Source organism: Vibrio sp. 99-70-13A1 (assembly GCF_013114625.1).
Taxonomy (GTDB): domain Bacteria; phylum Pseudomonadota; class Gammaproteobacteria; order Enterobacterales; family Vibrionaceae; genus Vibrio.
In genome coordinates this window covers 1-18577 of record NZ_VTXD01000002.1, presented here as the reverse complement: position 1 = coordinate 18577, position 18577 = coordinate 1, and the positions used below count along the sequence as shown (strand labels likewise).

The window sequence follows — 18577 nt, the reverse complement described above, 5'->3', positions numbered from 1 at the left end:
ATGAGCCTTTACGTCGAGAAATTCATCAATCAACTAATTAAGAAGATAGATAAGCCTGAAGGTGTGAAGCACGAGTGTAAGATGCATGTCACCGAACATGCTTATCGCTGGTACTTTGCACTCAACAATAGTACCAAAACGGCGCTGCATCAGACGCTAGGGTCTGTGACACATCTGAAGATCTATTACCAACGTAAAGTGGCTTTGGGGGCATTCAAGCATATTGAGTATGTCCAAATCACCAATGGGCAAGGGTTCATGGAGAGTCAGAAAATCACGCCGCTTTCTGATGAAATCCAAGTTTCATTTCAGCATTTAAGAAACGCCCAATTCAATGTGCCTTGGTGGAGTGATACAAAGTCAGATATTGCCCAAGCATGGTCGAATAATAAAGCGTTTTATGGTGTGAAGCGTAACCAAGCCGACCGACTCTTTGATGCAATGAAGCTTGTGGAGCGTATCGTACAGTCGCCTGATATAGAGCCGATGCCGGACATACGTACCCTCAGTGCGCGACTGTATGGTGATTCCAAGAAGCTTGAGAATAAATCTTTTGCCAACCTCATTCGAAAGCTGATGCTACCACATCTAGACGATGATGTGGTGGCTCTGGTTGAGGATGGAACGAAGCTACTAGAGTACTTAGGGATCAGCAAATACCCAATACCAATGCGTTTCAAAGCCACCGGACGGTTACATTGCCGGGGTGTCATCGAGTTATCAGCACTCCACTATGGGATCGGAGTCTCCCCAGATGAAGTCAAAGACATTGAATGGAACCAAAGGCCAGCGTATGTGCTTTTCATTGAAAACCGAGCCAGCTTTGAACGATATGTACGCGAGATAGATGATTCGGGCGTGATTATTTACACCGCAGGCTTTCCGCCGCGCTCTTGGATGCGTGCAATGGAGATCATCATCACTGAACTTCGCGGTGCGGTACCGATCTATCACTGGGGCGATCGGGATGCGGGTGGCTATAGAATCCTTGCGTTCTTGGTAAAGCAACTTAATACTGATATCCAACCGTACCTTATGGGTGTAGACGCGCTAGTACAGACTCTGGCTGATGACGAAATTAAAGAGAAACCCGTGGTCGAGTTAATGCAGGCGCTTGAATCAGCAAGAGACTATCCCTCTATTTCAGCACTTTACGACGATCTGGCTAAATTCCCACTGGAGAATCTACCATGGATAGAGCAGGAACAGATCACTCCGCTCTGTCCATTGAAACTTTGAATCCTCAGCACAACGCAAAAGCCTTTTTGATGCAAGGATCTTGCACGGCGGTGACTATGAGCCCCGTTACGACAGCTAGAAACTAGCAGATCAAGGTCTATTGCTATTCGCATATGGAGTCCAATTGTTTGGTTGGTATCTGTGTGATGCATGCTGACCTTAAACACATCAGAGACACTGAACGCGAACCTTTCACATATTCAAGGTGAAACAATCTAACTGTCGGAGTAAAATATAGTTTGATCACTTTTAAACTAACTTTTGGACAGAAACCAATTTAAAACCTTAACCTTAAATGCTTTTATTTATTTCCTTCGATAATACTCACACATTTCCGGCGTGTTCCTTAACCCCGGTATTTTGTGATAGTTTTCAACTGCTCGGTCTAAGAGCTGTCTAGCTTGTTTCTTTAAATCTAACTCAACTGTAAGATCATCTTTACCATTGATATGTTTAACAGTATTTTTTGCATTCAACACCGTTTTATCTAACACCGAATTCTTAGGTGTATCTGTATTCAGCACTTGCTGCCACCATGTGTGCATCTGACGAAACAAAGCGTCTTTAGCATTTTCTTTATTAGTAAAACGAACGATCTTACCTAACATCTCTTCAGCAGCCCCAGCTAAGTGAATTACTGAAGCCATGTTTTCATTTTTTACGTATAACGATAGTGCAAGGTTAAGATGATCTATAGCTAAATCTTGCTTGTTGTAAATTTTTAAATTACCACGTATATCTTCCAATTTCCCTCCGTGTAAACATAATGTTTTTTAATTGGAATTTTCCCACATTTGCTTTCCGTCTGTGTTGCAGCCAATCACTATGAAACTCAATAATGGTGCTGTTTAATGGTTGTGAGATATTTTGGGGAGAGTCAGTGAGGAAACCACTGACTCGGTAATGCACATATCCGGTGCTGCCAACGATCTTTAAAAATAGAAAGTCTCATATATCCTTCAAACTCAACCGCTACCTATCAGGCAATTCTTCCTTGAGTTTTTGCAACTTTCTGCATAAATCATCAATATGACAACTAAGGAACTTTGACACTGGTTGCGCTTCACCTGCTTCGAACGACAATTCATTATCAGAACGAAAATTTATTTCTTCATCAGCCCAGGAGACTAAAAAATCATAAATTTCTTGCTCTTCCACAGTTAGTACAGAAGGAGGTACTTGGCTACTTCTAAGAGACTTTAATGAGCTAAATTCAACAAAGTTTAGTGTTCTATACAAGTCAACGATCATCGAAAACGTGTCCGCCGCTAAGGATTCATAATTTCCTAACTTGTTTCTTTCCCATACGTTAGCTTCAGGAGACAGTATACTCAGCGAATCAATAATGCTCCTAAATCGAGCTAATGGATAAGCATTTCCACCAATATTACGTCGATGCCCCCATAACTTTAGGATTAAATCAACAACTTGTTGCTGGTACTTTTCTTTTTCCTCGGGGTTCTCTTCATGCTCAGCCCGCTCCATCATTTCAGCTAGGTAATGCGACATCCATTTACCTAGAGTGTCGCAACTATCTGAAAACCCAAGTTCAGTCGCCAGATGATGTCCAAGTACCAACACGTCCTTCAGCGGTAAAGATTTCTCCAGTTCTTCTGAGAAGGTAGAGTCTTGCGTACCGCGCTTCTTTTTCGGACTTTTCGTTATACTCTGTAATTCCATCTTTAGTCACTCTTCGTGTTATTTCGGCCTCTAGGATTAGATCAAAGCCAACTTTATCTAGATATTGCTTTAGGTGAAGTAGTGATATTTTCAGGCGATGGCCATTGGAGATAACATCTTCACCATATATGTATTCTCTGTGTCGGGAGTCATCTCTTACATCACCCCATGCTTCATAATGAAATGCTCTGTCTCCATTAGAGGGATCAAACCAGCTAACTGGATAGCTATCTGACCGGCATAACCCAAGCATTTCAACAACACTTTCAGACGGCGTCGACTCAATTAAACGGACACTATTATTAAACATGTCCTTTTCATCTAAACGTGCATCACCAGAGTGTTCTCTGAGCCAACCACGTAGTAAAAATGGACCATCATCTATCTCAAATTCATGACCAGCAGGTGGCAACCGGTAGTCATGGGAGTCGTCGGATGTTTGAAGCGCTCTAATCAATGACAACCCGGTATCAGGGCTAACAAGGGAAGAGGATATTCTTACACTGGAGCGATGATTACTGGTGCGAATATCATGATAAGAATCCACAACTAGATTTCCATCTTCAGAGGTTAAACCAAGCTCCAACTCAAAATCATCATTTCTTATTGTTGCCATCCAATCTTCTGCCTTGACAGTAGGTGGTTTGTGAAAACGTAATTCTAGTGGTGTCGGACAGCGAAGATCGCTTGACCAGTGTGGCGGTTGAGTTAACCCCTCCTGAATCAAAAATCCGTTAAGTGTTCCATAGTCGTCATCATCGTATTCAGGTTCAGCTAACGCTTTTTCTCCCAGTAGAGAACCTAGACTACACCACATAGCGTGCCACTCTAAGTAATAGCTATTACGCTCTATGGTCGGCATTGAACCGTGACTGTGGCTGTATAGGGAGTAGTTTGCTCTTTCAAACTTATGTTTTCTTGGTTCATTTCCCCATCTTGATAAATCGGAACCGCTCTTCCAACGATCCATAATCCAGGCTTCTGCCTCATCAAGAAACATTTCTTGGTCTACATCAGAGAAGCACTTTATTGCTCCCGGATACACATAACGTAGAGTATCTAGCGAATCAAAATCAAACCTTCTCTCTTTATTTCCTTCGTGAAATCCTCCACGGGAAACTCTACGCTTCGATTTCTCAGCAGCTAAATTAGAGGTATTAATGCTACGTATCGCTGAGGTTTCCTGCTCATCAAAATCAATAGAACCGTTTGAAAGAAGCTTCATTAAACAGGATTTAGCAAAATGGCGTATCAACACATGTGGGAAGTCTTGGTCAGTAGCTTTACTAAATAACCAGTGTGCGACAGGTGCGATGGCTTCTGGCACCTCAGATGCAATTCGATCAAATGTAACAAAGAGCCACAGACGCGCTGACAACCAATAGAAAGGCAAATTATCTTCGCGATAGCCGGGCATCGATTTTCGATCATATAGAGTGGTTAACGCCACAATTGTCTCAAAATCTCCCATTCTGGCAGAAGCTCTAATACTATGTGCCGCTCGCCACCTCACCCTGGTATCTGCATCACCTAAGAACGAGTATAGTTGGCATGCTAATGCTAAATCGGCTGAACACTTAGACTCTATTTTATTCGCTGGAAGCTTTAATCGTTTAGTTAGTCGGTGAACATAACGAGTTGTGACATCTGCAATTTGCTCCTCAGTGCAATAATCCGTCACCAGTTTGATCACCAAATATAGCTTGGATAAAGGTAGAGATTCGACATTCTTTTCCAAGCCATCCAGCAGCAAGCTAACCTTTTCTTCTTTATTTAAATTAAGGCTATGAATAACATCTTTCAGCGTTCGTTTGTCGTTGCCATAATTTTCATCATAAGCAAATTCGCCCAAATGATTAGCAATTAAGATTGGTATATTTTCCGCTTTCCAAGCTGATATGGCATGCGAGGACTCTATCCAAAAATCAATGCAGTTAACTAACGTTTTAGCCCATGTATAGCCAAGTTCATCAATTACATGCTCATCGGTCAATAAATCCAGAAAGATAATACGAGCTTTCGATTCTAAATGACTGACTACAGATTTCAGTATGTCATCGCTGGTAATATATAAATCTTCGCCCCTTGCATCTCTCCGCTTTACGTGAATTGAATTCAGAAAATCAGAAGGTGATTCAAAGGAAATTTCCACTAGTTTTATGCCTTTAAGGAACTCGCGTTCCTTTAACTTCCTAGTTGTCGAGTCAAGTTTATCAATGCTAGTTTTGACTTTGGGACTTGCTTCGGTTTGTGATTTAAATTCAACCAATTGATTAAGTTTTACATGCCAATATTCACTACTATCACTATATGGAACTAACTCATTTAGGATCTTGCATACTTTGGTTCTACCGCTTCTGTTGAATCTCAATAACTCAGCTTTTGCAATTTCCTCTACCAGTTGACTGGCATCTTGAACGTTTGTAACTGACGCGAGTTTAGCCACAAACTCCTCATTCAAATCATCACAGAAATTGAGCAAAGATGCAGCCTGCGCAGAGCTTATAGTTCCTTCTGAAATACCTGTAAGCATCAACGTATGAAGAGTTTCGCTGGCTTGAACTAAATCACAATCTTCCCAATACCCGATAAGACTAATTGCTTTCTCCATGTCTAATATAGCAACAGCAGAAATTCCATCATTCCAAGGAAAATGATCATAGCCATCAAGAAGAGTGCCGTACTCCGTTATTATTGCAGCCATTTGACTTGCTATTTTCTGTAAGTCTGTAGCCGAAAAGTAGTTTTTAGCGTTTTTGGATAACGATGAAAAAAGAGCCACGTCATGCATAGCATCGACATCAACGTCATTAGCGATATCAACCGCCATTTTAAATACTTCTCTGGCTTCGTCATTATCCACAAACAACAGTATTCTAGATAAATCCAAAAGAATGCTAATTTTTTCGTTTGCTGCTGTTTTTAGATCTTTTACTTCAACTGAGCGATCGTAAATATCCTTGACAACCAGTGGCCTCAGCTCTGGTATTTTTATTAGATGTGCAATAACTTTACGCTGACCAGAAGAAAAAACAGATGGCCATTGTTCAAACGCTCCCTTAGCTAGGGCTAGCACTGTGTTCATATTGACATTGGGCACAATAGACAGTTTGGCTAACGACAAAGAAAGGTGACTGCATATGGATTCAAAATAGTGCTCCCTAGACATCCTCCAGGAATTTGCAAACAAAGACCCCAATGCAGACTTAACTTTCTCTTCAGCATTTTCTGGCAAGATATTGGACAGTAAAACATCTGCTCTAACGGCATAAACAGCCATTAAGCCAGACAGGTTTTCTTTTATCTCTTTATGCTTTTCAGATAATTTTTGCTTCTTCCTATTTGTTTCAGCCTCGCTAAGATCTTCAGATATAGGCGAATCAATCCAATAGGACTCTATGGTGACGTTGAGACCCCGATGACGCATCAACAAAGAGTAAGCTCTAAAAGCGACATCGTTTTTAACAATATCGTGTATGTAAATGTTATTGACCAACCGCCAATTATCAGGGCATAGATATTCAAGGGTTGGCTCAACTGAGGATAGATTCACTCCATTTGCAGCCAAAATTTCACATCCATTGAGTAACATTTCTGCGAAGCTAAAACTGTCTACGTCTTCAGAGGTGTGCCTTTCCAGCCCTTTTAGGTCGCAATATTTTAATACATCCTTGTTGCACAGAGACTTTTCAAGAGAAGCACAATCGATACCATGGCCGACAAGCGCCAAAGGTATTTTGAACAATGATGACCAAGGCTCTGGAATATAACCACTATCCAGAAACTCTTGAATTGTGACTACCTTGCCCGATAACAACAGGCGATCCAATAATCTGATCGCGATTTTGTAATGGATACTTTTCGGCTTCCAACCACAAATGAACTCATATGCAGCCTGATAACCCTCCATATCCAACACTGAATGAGCAACAGCAGTAATATCATCAAGCTCTAATGACCACGCATCGACATGTCGGTACCGATGCTCGCTTTGTTCGGATTTTTGTCGCTCAATATCTTCACTTCTCCGATTCATCCATTCATGAAGAATACGTTTCTTTTCACGGGCAGCGATAAAGTCCCTGTCGGCTGCATCACGGGCAATAATATGCGACAAGAACCTACCATGGCTCTTATATGTTTTTGACGAGTAAAGTATATTTCGGCCTACAGTATCAGACGCAAAATGGACGGATAAATCTGGGTTTTCAGCTATAATTTTGTCTACGGCATCATCTGTTTTTATCGCCTCAGCACCAACCAATAAGGTAAATATCGCATCTGCTGGCTCGCCTGCTGAACGACATACTTTCATTGCGAGTTGTAACCGCTGACGTTGCACTTCTCGGCGAATTATCTGATCTTTTATAGCTATTGGCGCTTCATTTTCCTCAATGATTTTTATGATTTCTTGGCCTTGCCCAGCTGAAAATAGTGCGGAAGCTAAGTGCATGGCCGAATACTCATCACTTTCATGATTAGCGCTGAAATGTGCTGTTGAACGCTTATAAGCTTCCAAAAGCTTTGGTTGCGCCTTTTCTCTGACAAAGAATTCAACATCTTCATCAAGAAACCCCACTTTACCTTCAAGCACTCGCATTCCGGGCAGGTCAGAGACAATATCGTTAACCCTCTCCATCGATATTCCTACAACACTAGCTAAATGTTGCTTTGGAACTGGTGCAGGTAATGCTATTAGCGATGAACAAACAAGAGACAAGACGTCAGAATTACCTTCTTTCAAAATTGCCTCCTCAAAGCGGGTCTCAAAGATTTGATCCAACCCTTTGCCATTTGGCCTTAAAAAGTCAATCGCCTTGCCCGGATCTGAGCCTGCATAATCGAATGCGTAACTTTGTACTCGTGGGTTCCGATTAGATAAATCATGAAAATCCTCTATCCATGCTTCGGTTGCGCCGGGATATTGGTTCAACACATTAAGCGCTGTTTCTTCCAATGAGAAGTTAGAAATTTCTACCGAGTTGTATTTAGATGGAATAGATAAGGAGTCTAAACGCCCAGTTCTTGCAGAGATAATTAACCTTACATTGCTTGGTAAACTACCTATTTTAATCAGCTCATGAACGAAACTGATTTCTTCCGGTTTACACTGCTTGGCACCCGTTACAGAATTATCCGCAGCATCAATAACTACAACCAACAATGCATTATCTTCCTGCGCTTCTAGAACTTTACCTGCACTTGCGATTCTTAATGAAAAAGCCTTAATAAAATCTACAGAACTATCCTGGCTAATCAACAAGGGTAACCGTAATCGGGCTGAGGTTTCATTGATTATTTGCAAGTAGGCATCTTTCGGTCTATGACGATAGGCTTCACTATCCATATAAGTTCCAGCGCCATAACAGTCATATGTAATCATGACTGAACCTTCTGGCAATAGACTTTCAACCTGTTTTAGTACGGTCGTTTTTCCACTACCGCCTTCGCCATGCAGACATATAAATTGCTCACTATTGACCATGGCTGTTTGTATCGCCGCAGCAGCATTTCTGCTAACTGGATTTTCTACTGCCTTGAGTCTTGAAGGGCATGGGAATAGAGCAAAAGGGTCAGATACATTCATCCATGTCAGTACGGTTTCTCTAGTGATATAACTTCCTGTAGCCTCAGGTAGCATCAACTTGTGAACACGATCTTTCAAATCCAACACAAAACCTCGATCGGCACTATGTGTTAGAGTTAAAATTTCATTAATCGCGTTTTCTTCCTGCTCAAAACGAGAACCTGTACCACACTCAGAAAAATCGAAGAGTTTAATAAATTTTTTGAAATTTGTTTTGTTAAGGCCACTGGCAGCTCTCAACGTTTCATGCTTCTTGTTACTGGCATCGGAAAGAGATTTCTGAAGGTCTGTACCAATAGGCCGATTACTGACTAACCTGATTGTTAGCGCACCAACACCAATCAGATCTGGCCTAGTCTTTAATATGGCATTAAATGAATCAGCAAGCCCCTTGATAATGCTGTTATTTGAAGACTTCGACTTGGAGCTTGTTAATTCCGAAACAGTCCAATTCTTTTCAGGCGTTGATGACGAATACTTCAACTGCTCAAAGACAACCCTTTCAGCTTGCTCTACTGTATGACCACCATAAAATAAGCCACAGTCAACAGAATCCCACTCCGTTAACTCCTGAGCATTTTCATCATCAAGATTTACGCCTTCAACTGTAACGGCAGCCAATGATGTGTCAGGTTCGAGCAATTGTAATGCAAGACGAAGTGCCCACCATTCATGAAAATCATCGCCAGTGTTGGAGGCTCTGGCACCTAAATATTCTGGTTTCATATATTAATAATTTCTACAAAATCTCATTTGATCGCTTTGGTTCTGCTGGTTTACTAGCTAATCAACAGGAAAAGTACAACCAAGCACCTAGTCAACCAAGCACATAATGATTCATTAAAAAATTTGAGCAAGCTGAGGCTTCTGAAGGTGTGATAGATGGTGGTTTTAAATGATTTTGTGGCACTTTTGAGATAGAAAGTGCCACAGGTCAAAAATTAGACTGCAACGATTTTGAACAGAAGTTTGTTAGTAACTTTACTAATTTAGCAAATTACGGATAACTACAGGTATGGAAAGTCGCTTAGCTTTATTTCCGGTCATTGTGGTGCAGATAATAAACCTTTTGACCACCTCGTTTTAACTACATCCCAAAACTTTTTATGAAACTCACAATAAACACGCGAATTGAGGCTCGCAAAAAATTTTAGATGGCAAACATCACTTTGATCTCAGGATTTCCGCTAGCAATAATAATTACTTTCTACTCAGCATCTTAAATACATCTAGGGCTTTGGAACAGGTATGATATAAATAAGGTTCTAGGATACAAAGCTTTTTGAGCATTACCTCCATTCTAAATATAGCGTCGTCACTAATTGACAGATACGCCAATTCTGTACACCATTGCCCTATAAATTCAGCCCAGTCATTTTTATCCTCAAAGGCAGCAGCTGAAACTAAACCTAGAGAAAGATAGTTTTCTGGCTCAGAATCTACATCAATATAATCACGATATAGTCGGCTTAAGATCATAACTGATGAAGCAATCTTTTCACTTCGAGTCATACAAGCAACTTGTGCCAAACCATTAAGTACCTGGTAAACTGAGTCCTTGTCGTTTGCTTCGGCTAATTTATGCTGTGCACTTTCTAATAGTGAAACTGTACGTTCTAAATGTTTTTCATCAATTTTCCAGAAAAGTGCAGAGTTCATTAAAACTCTGAACGATGCTAATGAAACCTCACAACTCACTTGCTCAGCCAGCAAATTAGATATTTCACTAGGAACCTCATCTGGAACAAAGTTACCTTCCAATGGTCCAGGTAAAAAACAATTCATATTGAATTTTGAACCACTCATAATCTCTTCTTGTAAAAACTTAATCGCGTCACTTTTAGCTGCATTTTGACATGCTATATTTATCCGACCATATAGCTCATTAATGAATTGTTCTGCTGTTAAATATGTTGGTAGCCATCTTGGTTCTTCCATTAGATCAATAAAACTTTGACAGAAAAAATAATGCCCCCTCTGCTGAGCTGCCCATTGTTCTACTTTGTCAAAGGCAACACTTTCTTCCAATGCAGCTTCAACAATTAAGGCTGACTGGGCAAGAGAAGCGAGGCGCCTGTAGAATGGTGGCTTATTTTTGAATATCTGTAGTCGCGCCAGTTCTCCATCAACAAAAACAGTCATAGAACAAAAAAGGCGTAGATTTTCCAGTGTTTTTACAGATGAAATACTCTCGAAAAGAGCCTTAATAGTATTATCCAATGAATTGGCAAATTTCAAAGCACCGATTTCAAGGCAAGAAACCAAAAGTATTGGATGACAGGTTTCAATGGCTCTCTTTGCGAGAGATTGATACAAAGCTTCGTCAACGATCCCTGTTGAAACAACTCTTGATATTGATTTATGCATACAAATCAATAGCTCATTATCAATCAGTCCATTTTCTATTCTACTGTCGAAATATTTCTTAAACTCATTATTACAAAACTCCTCAATATTTTTACTGCCACGATACTTCCCAACAAGTCGTTCATAATAACGAATATCATTCGGAACCAGTGTCGATGCGCTATTTGACGGTCTTTGAAACTCACTTTTTAGTAACTTCTTAATGCTGATTGGAGATAAATCCAAATCAAGTAACAAGTCAGATACATCATCATCACTAACAGCTTCCGCCGAAAGCTTAGCTTTCCAATATTCAATGTCCTCTTTCGAGAGCCTACGATTTTTCGCAACTGTTTCAAATATGCTTAACCGTCTGTCGATATCTCCCAAAAGTGGCCAAAAACTATCATTAACAATCTGCACATCCCCGTTGGTTAGAGAAAAGCCTGAACGTTCATCGGGAAGATTACGTAACAACCACATATTATGATTAGTATCTTCCAATGAAAATTCCTCCTCGATATTATCAAAAACACTACGAATAACCTTAAAAAGAGCGCTTCTAGCAAAGGCATACTCTTTATCACCAAAACTAATAGTCGCATCTGTTTGTAACCCTAGCTCTTCGCACAATTTAGTATCCGATAGTAGCTCCAACCTAACCGAACTTGGGAATAAATTGAGGGTGTGAGAAACAATATAAGAACGCATAGAGTCCGAGTTATTCATCCTGGGCTATCTCCATTGGATTATTAGCTATACTTTCAATTTGCTGCTTCATCAAATCAATTACATACTTAAAACTCCACGGATCATTGTCCTTCAAGGGCTCCAAAACAAACTCATCCAACCATGCTTTATAGTTATTCTTTTGCTTGTCTGACAAATGCTCCGGCGGCATCAGAACAGAATGAACCTTCAAAGCCTCGCCTATATAGGCCATCCCGTCATTTCCCCTTATTTTATGAGATTGGGCCCACTCCCTATATCCCATAAGATCATACAACCAGCAGGATCTGGCACGACTGACTTCGGGAAGAATATCATCGGACCACTGAGTTCTTATTGCTTTTGCAATCGTCTTCATCGTTTCATGGAGCCACTGGGCATCTCTTGGGAGTTGAACCAAACCACTAACCCTGATCAAAAACAGATTTTCTCTTATCATTCTTAGTTGTTTAGTTGGCTTAAACTCACCATCTGACACTACTGAGTGATTTAGGTGATATTCAAGCTCTTCGTTGGAAATGCCAACAAACGCTAATCCAAACTCCCGGAGTAATGTCCTTGCTTCAAACTTCTGTTCTTGAGATATAAGCCCCTTATAGTGTAGTGTCTCAATAAAATCTAACGATGTATAAATAGGTGCGGTTCTTCCATCAAATGCTATATCTCGATGTTTATTCATAAACCGGTCATCTATCAAAGCTGAGTCGCATATTTTAAGGGCCTCAAAGAGCTCTTCGGTTGGCTTCGCATAATTGTTATTAGAAGCTGCTACTTGGTCTTTATTTAAAGGCATTTCCGCAAGCATGACTTTCCCAGATGTAAGCCCATTCAAAAATAATTTCCTTATATTTTCTATTTTCGAATCTTCCTGTTCGAGAATTGAACTGTGGCTTATCAACGATCTATATCTATCACGCTCTCCCTTAAATACATACACTTCAAACCCGGCATCGCTAAGTCTATCAAGCATATCAACAGTAATCAGATAGGTAATTGACAGTGAATCTAGAAATAACCGTGCGCCACTGGCCACTTCAATTTCGACAGGCCACTCTTTTTCATGTTGGTTAAGATAACTTAAGGCTTTGGAACACTGAGATTCAGTGATTACGGCTAGTTCTTTGAGTTTTTTGACTAATAGAGAGCATGAAGTCAGACAATAATGAAATGAAGAAAGGTCAGCTTCTACCTCCCTAAAAGTGCCTCCGACCTTATACACAGGGTAGGAACACACTACTACTGATTGCACCTCATTCGCAGGATTCTCACGCACCTCCTCAAGCATAAACGCAAGCTCTTCACCTACATCTAGTGCCAGCTCAGGATTATTAATTTTCTTCGGGTGAAAAACAGAAATTTTGCCATCAGAAACCAGCCGTTCAAAATACTTTGCCTTTTCAATTTGACTAGGCTGATGAAAAGCAACCTTCTGCTTCTCTTCAAAAAGCCATCGTATAAAAGAATGCGGGATAATGATTTTATGAAAACAATCAAACAGCTGGTTTAGTATCCCCAAATTCTCCATCACCAAAGTACTGGAAGCATCGACCGCAACTATCTCACCAACAATAACCTGATCCGACCTCGCACCATGAAATATCGGGACTACACTTTTCCGCCTTATATCTTTCGTATTTTTATTCTCTAAGGGCTGGAGCAGATAAAAATCAGACATAGTTCTGTTCAATAGTTCCGCTACTGTAAAAATGGGGGCATCACCTTCAAAATAGGCTTTATAGACCCTTTCATTTTTATCCCTAGACTCGGATATCATATCTTTTAGGTCTTCGAAAGAGGCCTTGTGTAATGGGCCATTTTCATTAGATAGAACTATTGCCTTATTGAGCCATGCCGATGTTTCTTGATTGTCCTCTGAGCCCATTGTCGTAGCAATGAAATATGATGATGCAAACACTTGAGGATCATCCCGATATTTTCCTGTACAGAACTCAAGTATTTGCTTTGCTCGGCCTGGAGAAATTGCTTTTGCTAAATGAGCAGCCTGTAAGAGGGCATTCGCGTTTAGCTCCTCCCTGCTATTCCAACTATCCTCCACAAAAATGCTGAGCGATTCCCAATCACCGCTGAAAATAGACAAGTTAATTTCTAGCGATTTAAGATCAGGTAGTTGTGATTTTGACTGCTTTAACCGTGCAATCTGTTCATGAGTACCGCTTAAGTCCCCCTTTCTAAATAGACACCAAGCCCAGTGAGCTTGTAGCACCTCGCTTCTCTTTACGAGCTCCGTCCTATCTGACAGAAATTGATGAAGCTCAGAAAACTTCCCAAGCGAAGAAGCGGTATTACAGACTCTGATAGCATCAGATTCCTGACCAGTGCGGTCAAAAAGCTCCTGGCAATATAAGTAGTATCTGTCCCCTCGATTGTTCTTTTCTAACAAATTAACCAAATGAGCAAGATCACTTGTAGCTTTACTTTGTTGATATTGATTTATTGCTAATGCGACAAGGTCTGCGCCCTTGGCTGACTCTACGATGTTTTGCAAATGCCTGATTTCGACATCAGGTGCGCCTGAATCCTCAACCTTCTGTAAAAGTTGTTGTGCATCATCGACCAGCCCAGACTTAGCTAATGCCTCTATTTCTAGCATACTAATTGCAATGGAGTTAACGCTCCTTTCCATTTGATTTCTATGGCACCTGATATAATCCACTGCTGCCGATATTGGCTTTTGTGTCTGCGCCAATACAAACCGGGCTAAACCAAGAGTTGCGTTATTCTCGGCACTTAAAGCGGTCTGTCTATTTACCTCATTTTCAATAGACTCAAAATCGATATCAACTCCAAAAGAAAATGCCAATGGCAAATACTCAAGCGTTTTTTGATTGTAATTAACGAAGTAGCTCTTAAGTTCAGTAATTGCCTGTTCGTGAGTTTCACGGTTTCTAAGTTGTAACCACAGCACATACTTATCTGAGATATTTTTTACATCTTCAGCTCCCAGGTGTCGTGCATGAACCGAGCAAACTTTGAATAGCTCGACAGCTTGATTTCTAAGTAGTATAGATTCAGAATCATCTGCCAACGGAAAGCGATCTGCTGCTAAGGGGATATAAGTCAAGACACTCTCACGGAGCTCAACTGCCTTAATTGCATTTACCAAGAACGTAAACGCAGAAAGCTGCGCCAGTGCTGGTGAAATAGATAAAGATTCGCCATCTATCTTTTGAACTACATCTAAAGCCTTTTCCCATTGATGCTCTGTCAACAAAACCGAGAGCAAAACGACTTTTCCATCATTATCTATATCGTGAAGGCTTAATCCTGCACTTTCAAACCAGCTCAAAGCAGCTTCATTTCCTTCCACTGTTTTTTTAATCATAAAAAAAGCAGCATAATTTGAAGGACTGTTGACCATAAGCAAACCAGATGCCGCATCAATTTTGTTAGACCCTGTAGCATCAACAAAGGCCTGTGCTATGGCCGCCTCCTCTGTTTGACACAATTTTTTAGAGTGTGATAACCATTTTTTTGCTAGATCGGCTTTTTCTCCTATGCACAAGTATCTTGCAACTATCGCTAACGCCCTAGCTTTTACTTGGGGAGTGCCACCGGACAACTCTCCATCAATAATGCTTTCTGCTAAAGCAGTCGCTTTTTCTTCCTTAGGAAAAGAACCGAAAAATCGCAGAAAGGTAATTTCGCTTGAAAGCTCTTCTATCCTTTCATCTTGAAGATGCTGAGCTCCAAAACCGGACCCCCTCATTTTATCAACTATCAAATCTGCTGTTTGTTTGGGGTGATCTTTAACGGTATCCAGTAGCTTCTTTTCACTGTCTTGGCGCATTGATTTAATTTGAAGCCACACCTCAATCAAATAAATCAATAGGCTTAACCCAATTAAAACCCACCCGGTTATAAACATTGGAGTTGATATTGGCCCACTATATTCTGGAAGAACTTTCTGGTGACTCAAAAACCAATTTAAAATATCTAGCCATAAAGGAGGATTCAGGATACCAATACCAGCCAACAACAACGGTAGACTCAGCGCTTTCGCCAATGAAGGTCTGAACAGCACAACTAAAAACTTTATGTTTTTCCGCACAACACCCCAATTAATATTCATGGTGTTCTAAACTCTCTCTGAAGATGGAATTTCTTTGTCAAACGACCGGAGGATTCTCAGACAGACTGTGTCTGCCAGAAGTTGTCTGTCTCATTTCACTTTGCTTAATTTTTCAATCAGTTAAACCGATAACCTAACGTTAGGCAAACAACTTTGATAATCAAACCCACAAAATACAGGCACTTTCTACCTAACACACCATAGTAAACTAGAGACATACTTAACCATTACTAAAAGTAGGTCAACTAATGACAACAGTAACGAGTCTAGATTTTTGCACTAAGCAGGTTTGGGGCAGAAATAATTCACGAAACAAGTTGTTTCGCAATAAGGCAAGAACCTCTTGCACAATTGAGTCTGAGAGTTTGTCCAACAGGCTGTTGGACAATTGGGCAACAACTTGTTGCCTAAATAAATCTCATGATGGTTTCATGCGTTCTAAACACGTCTTGGGACAATAACGAGTCAGTCCAGCTAGAGTTAAGGGATACTGTCATAACTCAGTTGTTGCAAAATTTACAACAACTGCCGTGGATTCCTCGGTAGTTGGTAGAAAAGAAAGTGACAATGTGAACGGCTGAAGCATAGTTAATAGTTATCGATGTTTTTCAAAGTGATTATCGTAGAAAAACATATTGGAACAACGGGAAAATATCACGGTTTTTAACCGTAGTCTCCTCGGAGCCCCTTGCAGTTTAATATTACCCCAAACTGCTCTACTTCATGATACAGCCTAGACATAACACTCACGGACCAGATACCAAACGACGCTATTAGTCATATGACAATAGACATAGAATCGACATTTTGCTGATTCTATGTCGCTCCATTAACCTTGATTTGATAGACATAAGATCGACAATGTGTCGATTCTACGTCGCAGTTCTGTTGATAATAAAACCATATATTAGATATATACCCTCTCAGATATAAACTAAAGCATGCTACCAGTAATGCTTTGCGCATTAAGATTTAATATAACGATAATAGATTAGGGAGAAATTTTGATGAATAAAAGGCTAGCCACCGGGCTGAAATCCGCCGAAGCATTGTTGTTAAAATGGGGAGCTACCCATGAACAGATACAAGTTATTCTACCAACTGAAGAGGATAACCTTGAAGTTAGAATCAGCCACATTTTAAATATCCATGCTACTTTAAGGACAATATTTAGCAATGAAGACAATGTATATGGCTTTATGAGTCATACAAACAATAACACCTTCTTCAATGGGCGAAGCCCAACTAGTATCATCGCTTCAGGACGCTTATCTGATTTGAAAGAAGTCAGAGAAAAGGTTGAGAGCTTAGTATTGAGTTGACAAAGGGTGTTCGACACTTACATTCGACAGGTTCATAAGCTCATAATTTGGCTCATCCCGTCGATTTCCCTTCCATAATACAGAGGAAACACATTCCACATTTAGCATCGATTTTTTCAGCTCTTCTACTATGTTTTTTTGAGATTCTACAGACGAATCACAGTCAATATTGACGCTTAGATATGTATGGCGAGCCAATTCTGCAGCATTCATGACATCTTTATAGTCTACTCCAGAGCTCCCCCCTTGAGTTAGAATTACGCTCGTAAATGATGATTTGAATAGAGCCTGAGCCAGCTGATGGTTGCTGTGGCACTCGCTCCAACCCCACATGATAGAACCCGTCAATTCCTCAGAACTCTCTAGTCGAGCCAATGAGTTAAAGTATGGCCCATATTCGTCCTTGCGAGTTCCAAAGATTCTTACAACGAGAGGACGCTCTCCACACCGCATTAATTCTTTCTGTAGAACTCGTACAGTATGACGCTCACCGCTCCCACCTTTCGTTCGTAAAACGGCATATACTTTTAATTCAGAACAGCACTCCTGCCAAAAACTAATATCAATATCTTGCCGCGAAAAATCGGAAATAATGTTGAGCCCACCGCCTAAACTGCGCAGTCTAGTTTTCTGGTTTATTCTGCCACTACACATAGCAAGCTCCTAAGGTTGCGTTGAGTCTCGTTTATCATTTAGAACAACAAAGAGTCACCTAAATATTGATGCATGACTTTGATTCATGCTACGTAACATAATAGCCTAACAAAAGGAAAGGAGAACTCTATGACAACAAACAAATCAACGTTACACCCAACACTAAACCCTTTTAATTTGCCCAATGTTCCATTCAAAGTCATTGACCCAAATGAACTACCTACCACCTATAGATTGGCTTTCGAAGAGTTTTTAGCTGGCTCGTCTGCACCACACCCAGTTTATGCCTATCAGCATGATTATGAACGCTTCATTTTACTGATAGAACAGGGACGTATTAAGATAAAGGAATGCTAAGCTGTATGAAAATAGAAACAAAAAGAAGCAGGTAATGCCACTTAAAGGCTTAAATTACAATAAATTAGTCTTACAGGAGGCTACGGTGCAAAATAGGTCAAACCGTACCAACCTGATATGTTGCACGTTGAGAGACATTTCTGAGTTAAAAGTTGGTGGTAGTTTCAGTTCATCACGGAACTTGCGTGATGGGTGTCCATTGAGTTTGGGAGCAGAAGTAAGTCCACCCTAGCATTCAAATCTACTCAGTAGAATCACTATTGGTGCAGATCTAACTGATCCAAATGAATATTTATTGAGCATAATGAATATGGCAGCGCCAGTAGTTTGCTGGTTTATGTGTGCATTGATATAGCTTTAGTAGAGAGAAAAGTCACATCGGCTGATAATTGCGCACGGAATCCACTTTTCATGTCGGCATGTTCTAGTTTGGGGTTAGAAACAACATTGACAAGATCTGGAGTTAAGAAACTGATATTAGGAAAACCCAACGTGATTCATTTTCATAACTCTTCCTCTAGGCTTTAATAATTATCGTGTTTTGTTTCGATGGAGAGAGTATATGAGAAATAT

9 protein-coding genes are annotated in these 18577 nt (G+C 40.4%); 3 read left to right on the top strand and 6 right to left on the bottom strand.

Features of this window, described 5'->3' with window-relative positions:
* Positions 1-1239 (top strand): Wadjet anti-phage system protein JetD domain-containing protein, encoded by a 1239-nt coding sequence (locus F0226_RS01845; RefSeq protein ID WP_253820723.1) that lies wholly within the window; start codon positions 1-3, stop codon positions 1237-1239.
* A gap of 305 nt (positions 1240-1544) precedes the next feature.
* Here the strand turns inward: F0226_RS01845 and F0226_RS01840 are convergent, their stop codons facing one another.
* From F0226_RS01840 to F0226_RS01820, 5 genes are all read right to left on the bottom strand, one after another.
* Positions 1545-1985 carry a hypothetical protein gene (locus F0226_RS01840; RefSeq protein WP_171734029.1) on the bottom strand — a complete coding sequence of 147 codons (441 nt, stop codon included), beginning with the start codon at positions 1983-1985 and terminating at the stop codon, positions 1545-1547.
* Positions 1986-2211: 226 nt separating this feature from the next.
* On the bottom strand, positions 2212-2748 hold the full coding sequence (locus F0226_RS01835) for a hypothetical protein (protein ID WP_246847712.1): 537 nt from the start codon (positions 2746-2748) through the stop codon (positions 2212-2214).
* A gap of 40 nt (positions 2749-2788) precedes the next feature.
* Positions 2789-9232, bottom strand: coding sequence for an ATP-binding protein (locus F0226_RS01830; RefSeq protein WP_171734027.1), 6444 nt, complete (start codon positions 9230-9232; stop codon positions 2789-2791).
* A 474-nt stretch (positions 9233-9706) separates the two neighbouring features.
* Positions 9707-11581, bottom strand: coding sequence for a hypothetical protein (locus F0226_RS01825; RefSeq protein ID WP_171734026.1), 1875 nt, complete (start codon positions 11579-11581; stop codon positions 9707-9709).
* Positions 11574-15671, bottom strand: coding sequence for a hypothetical protein (locus tag F0226_RS01820; protein ID WP_171734025.1), 4098 nt, complete (start codon positions 15669-15671; stop codon positions 11574-11576). The genes F0226_RS01825 and F0226_RS01820 overlap by 8 nt, the downstream gene beginning before the upstream one ends.
* A 1007-nt stretch (positions 15672-16678) precedes the next feature.
* Between F0226_RS01820 and F0226_RS01815 the strand changes: the two genes are divergently transcribed.
* Positions 16679-16993, top strand: coding sequence for a hypothetical protein (locus F0226_RS01815; protein WP_171734024.1), 315 nt, complete (start codon positions 16679-16681; stop codon positions 16991-16993).
* Here the strand turns inward: F0226_RS01815 and F0226_RS01810 are convergent.
* Positions 16979-17647, bottom strand: coding sequence for a hypothetical protein (locus F0226_RS01810; RefSeq protein WP_216606526.1), 669 nt, complete (start codon positions 17645-17647; stop codon positions 16979-16981). The genes F0226_RS01815 and F0226_RS01810 overlap by 15 nt on opposite strands.
* 129 nt (positions 17648-17776) lie before the next feature.
* Between F0226_RS01810 and F0226_RS01805 the strand changes: the two genes are divergently transcribed.
* Positions 17777-18004 carry a hypothetical protein gene (locus F0226_RS01805; RefSeq protein ID WP_171734023.1) on the top strand — a complete coding sequence of 76 codons (228 nt, stop codon included), beginning with the start codon at positions 17777-17779 and terminating at the stop codon, positions 18002-18004.
* Positions 18005-18577: the final 573 nt, after the last annotated feature.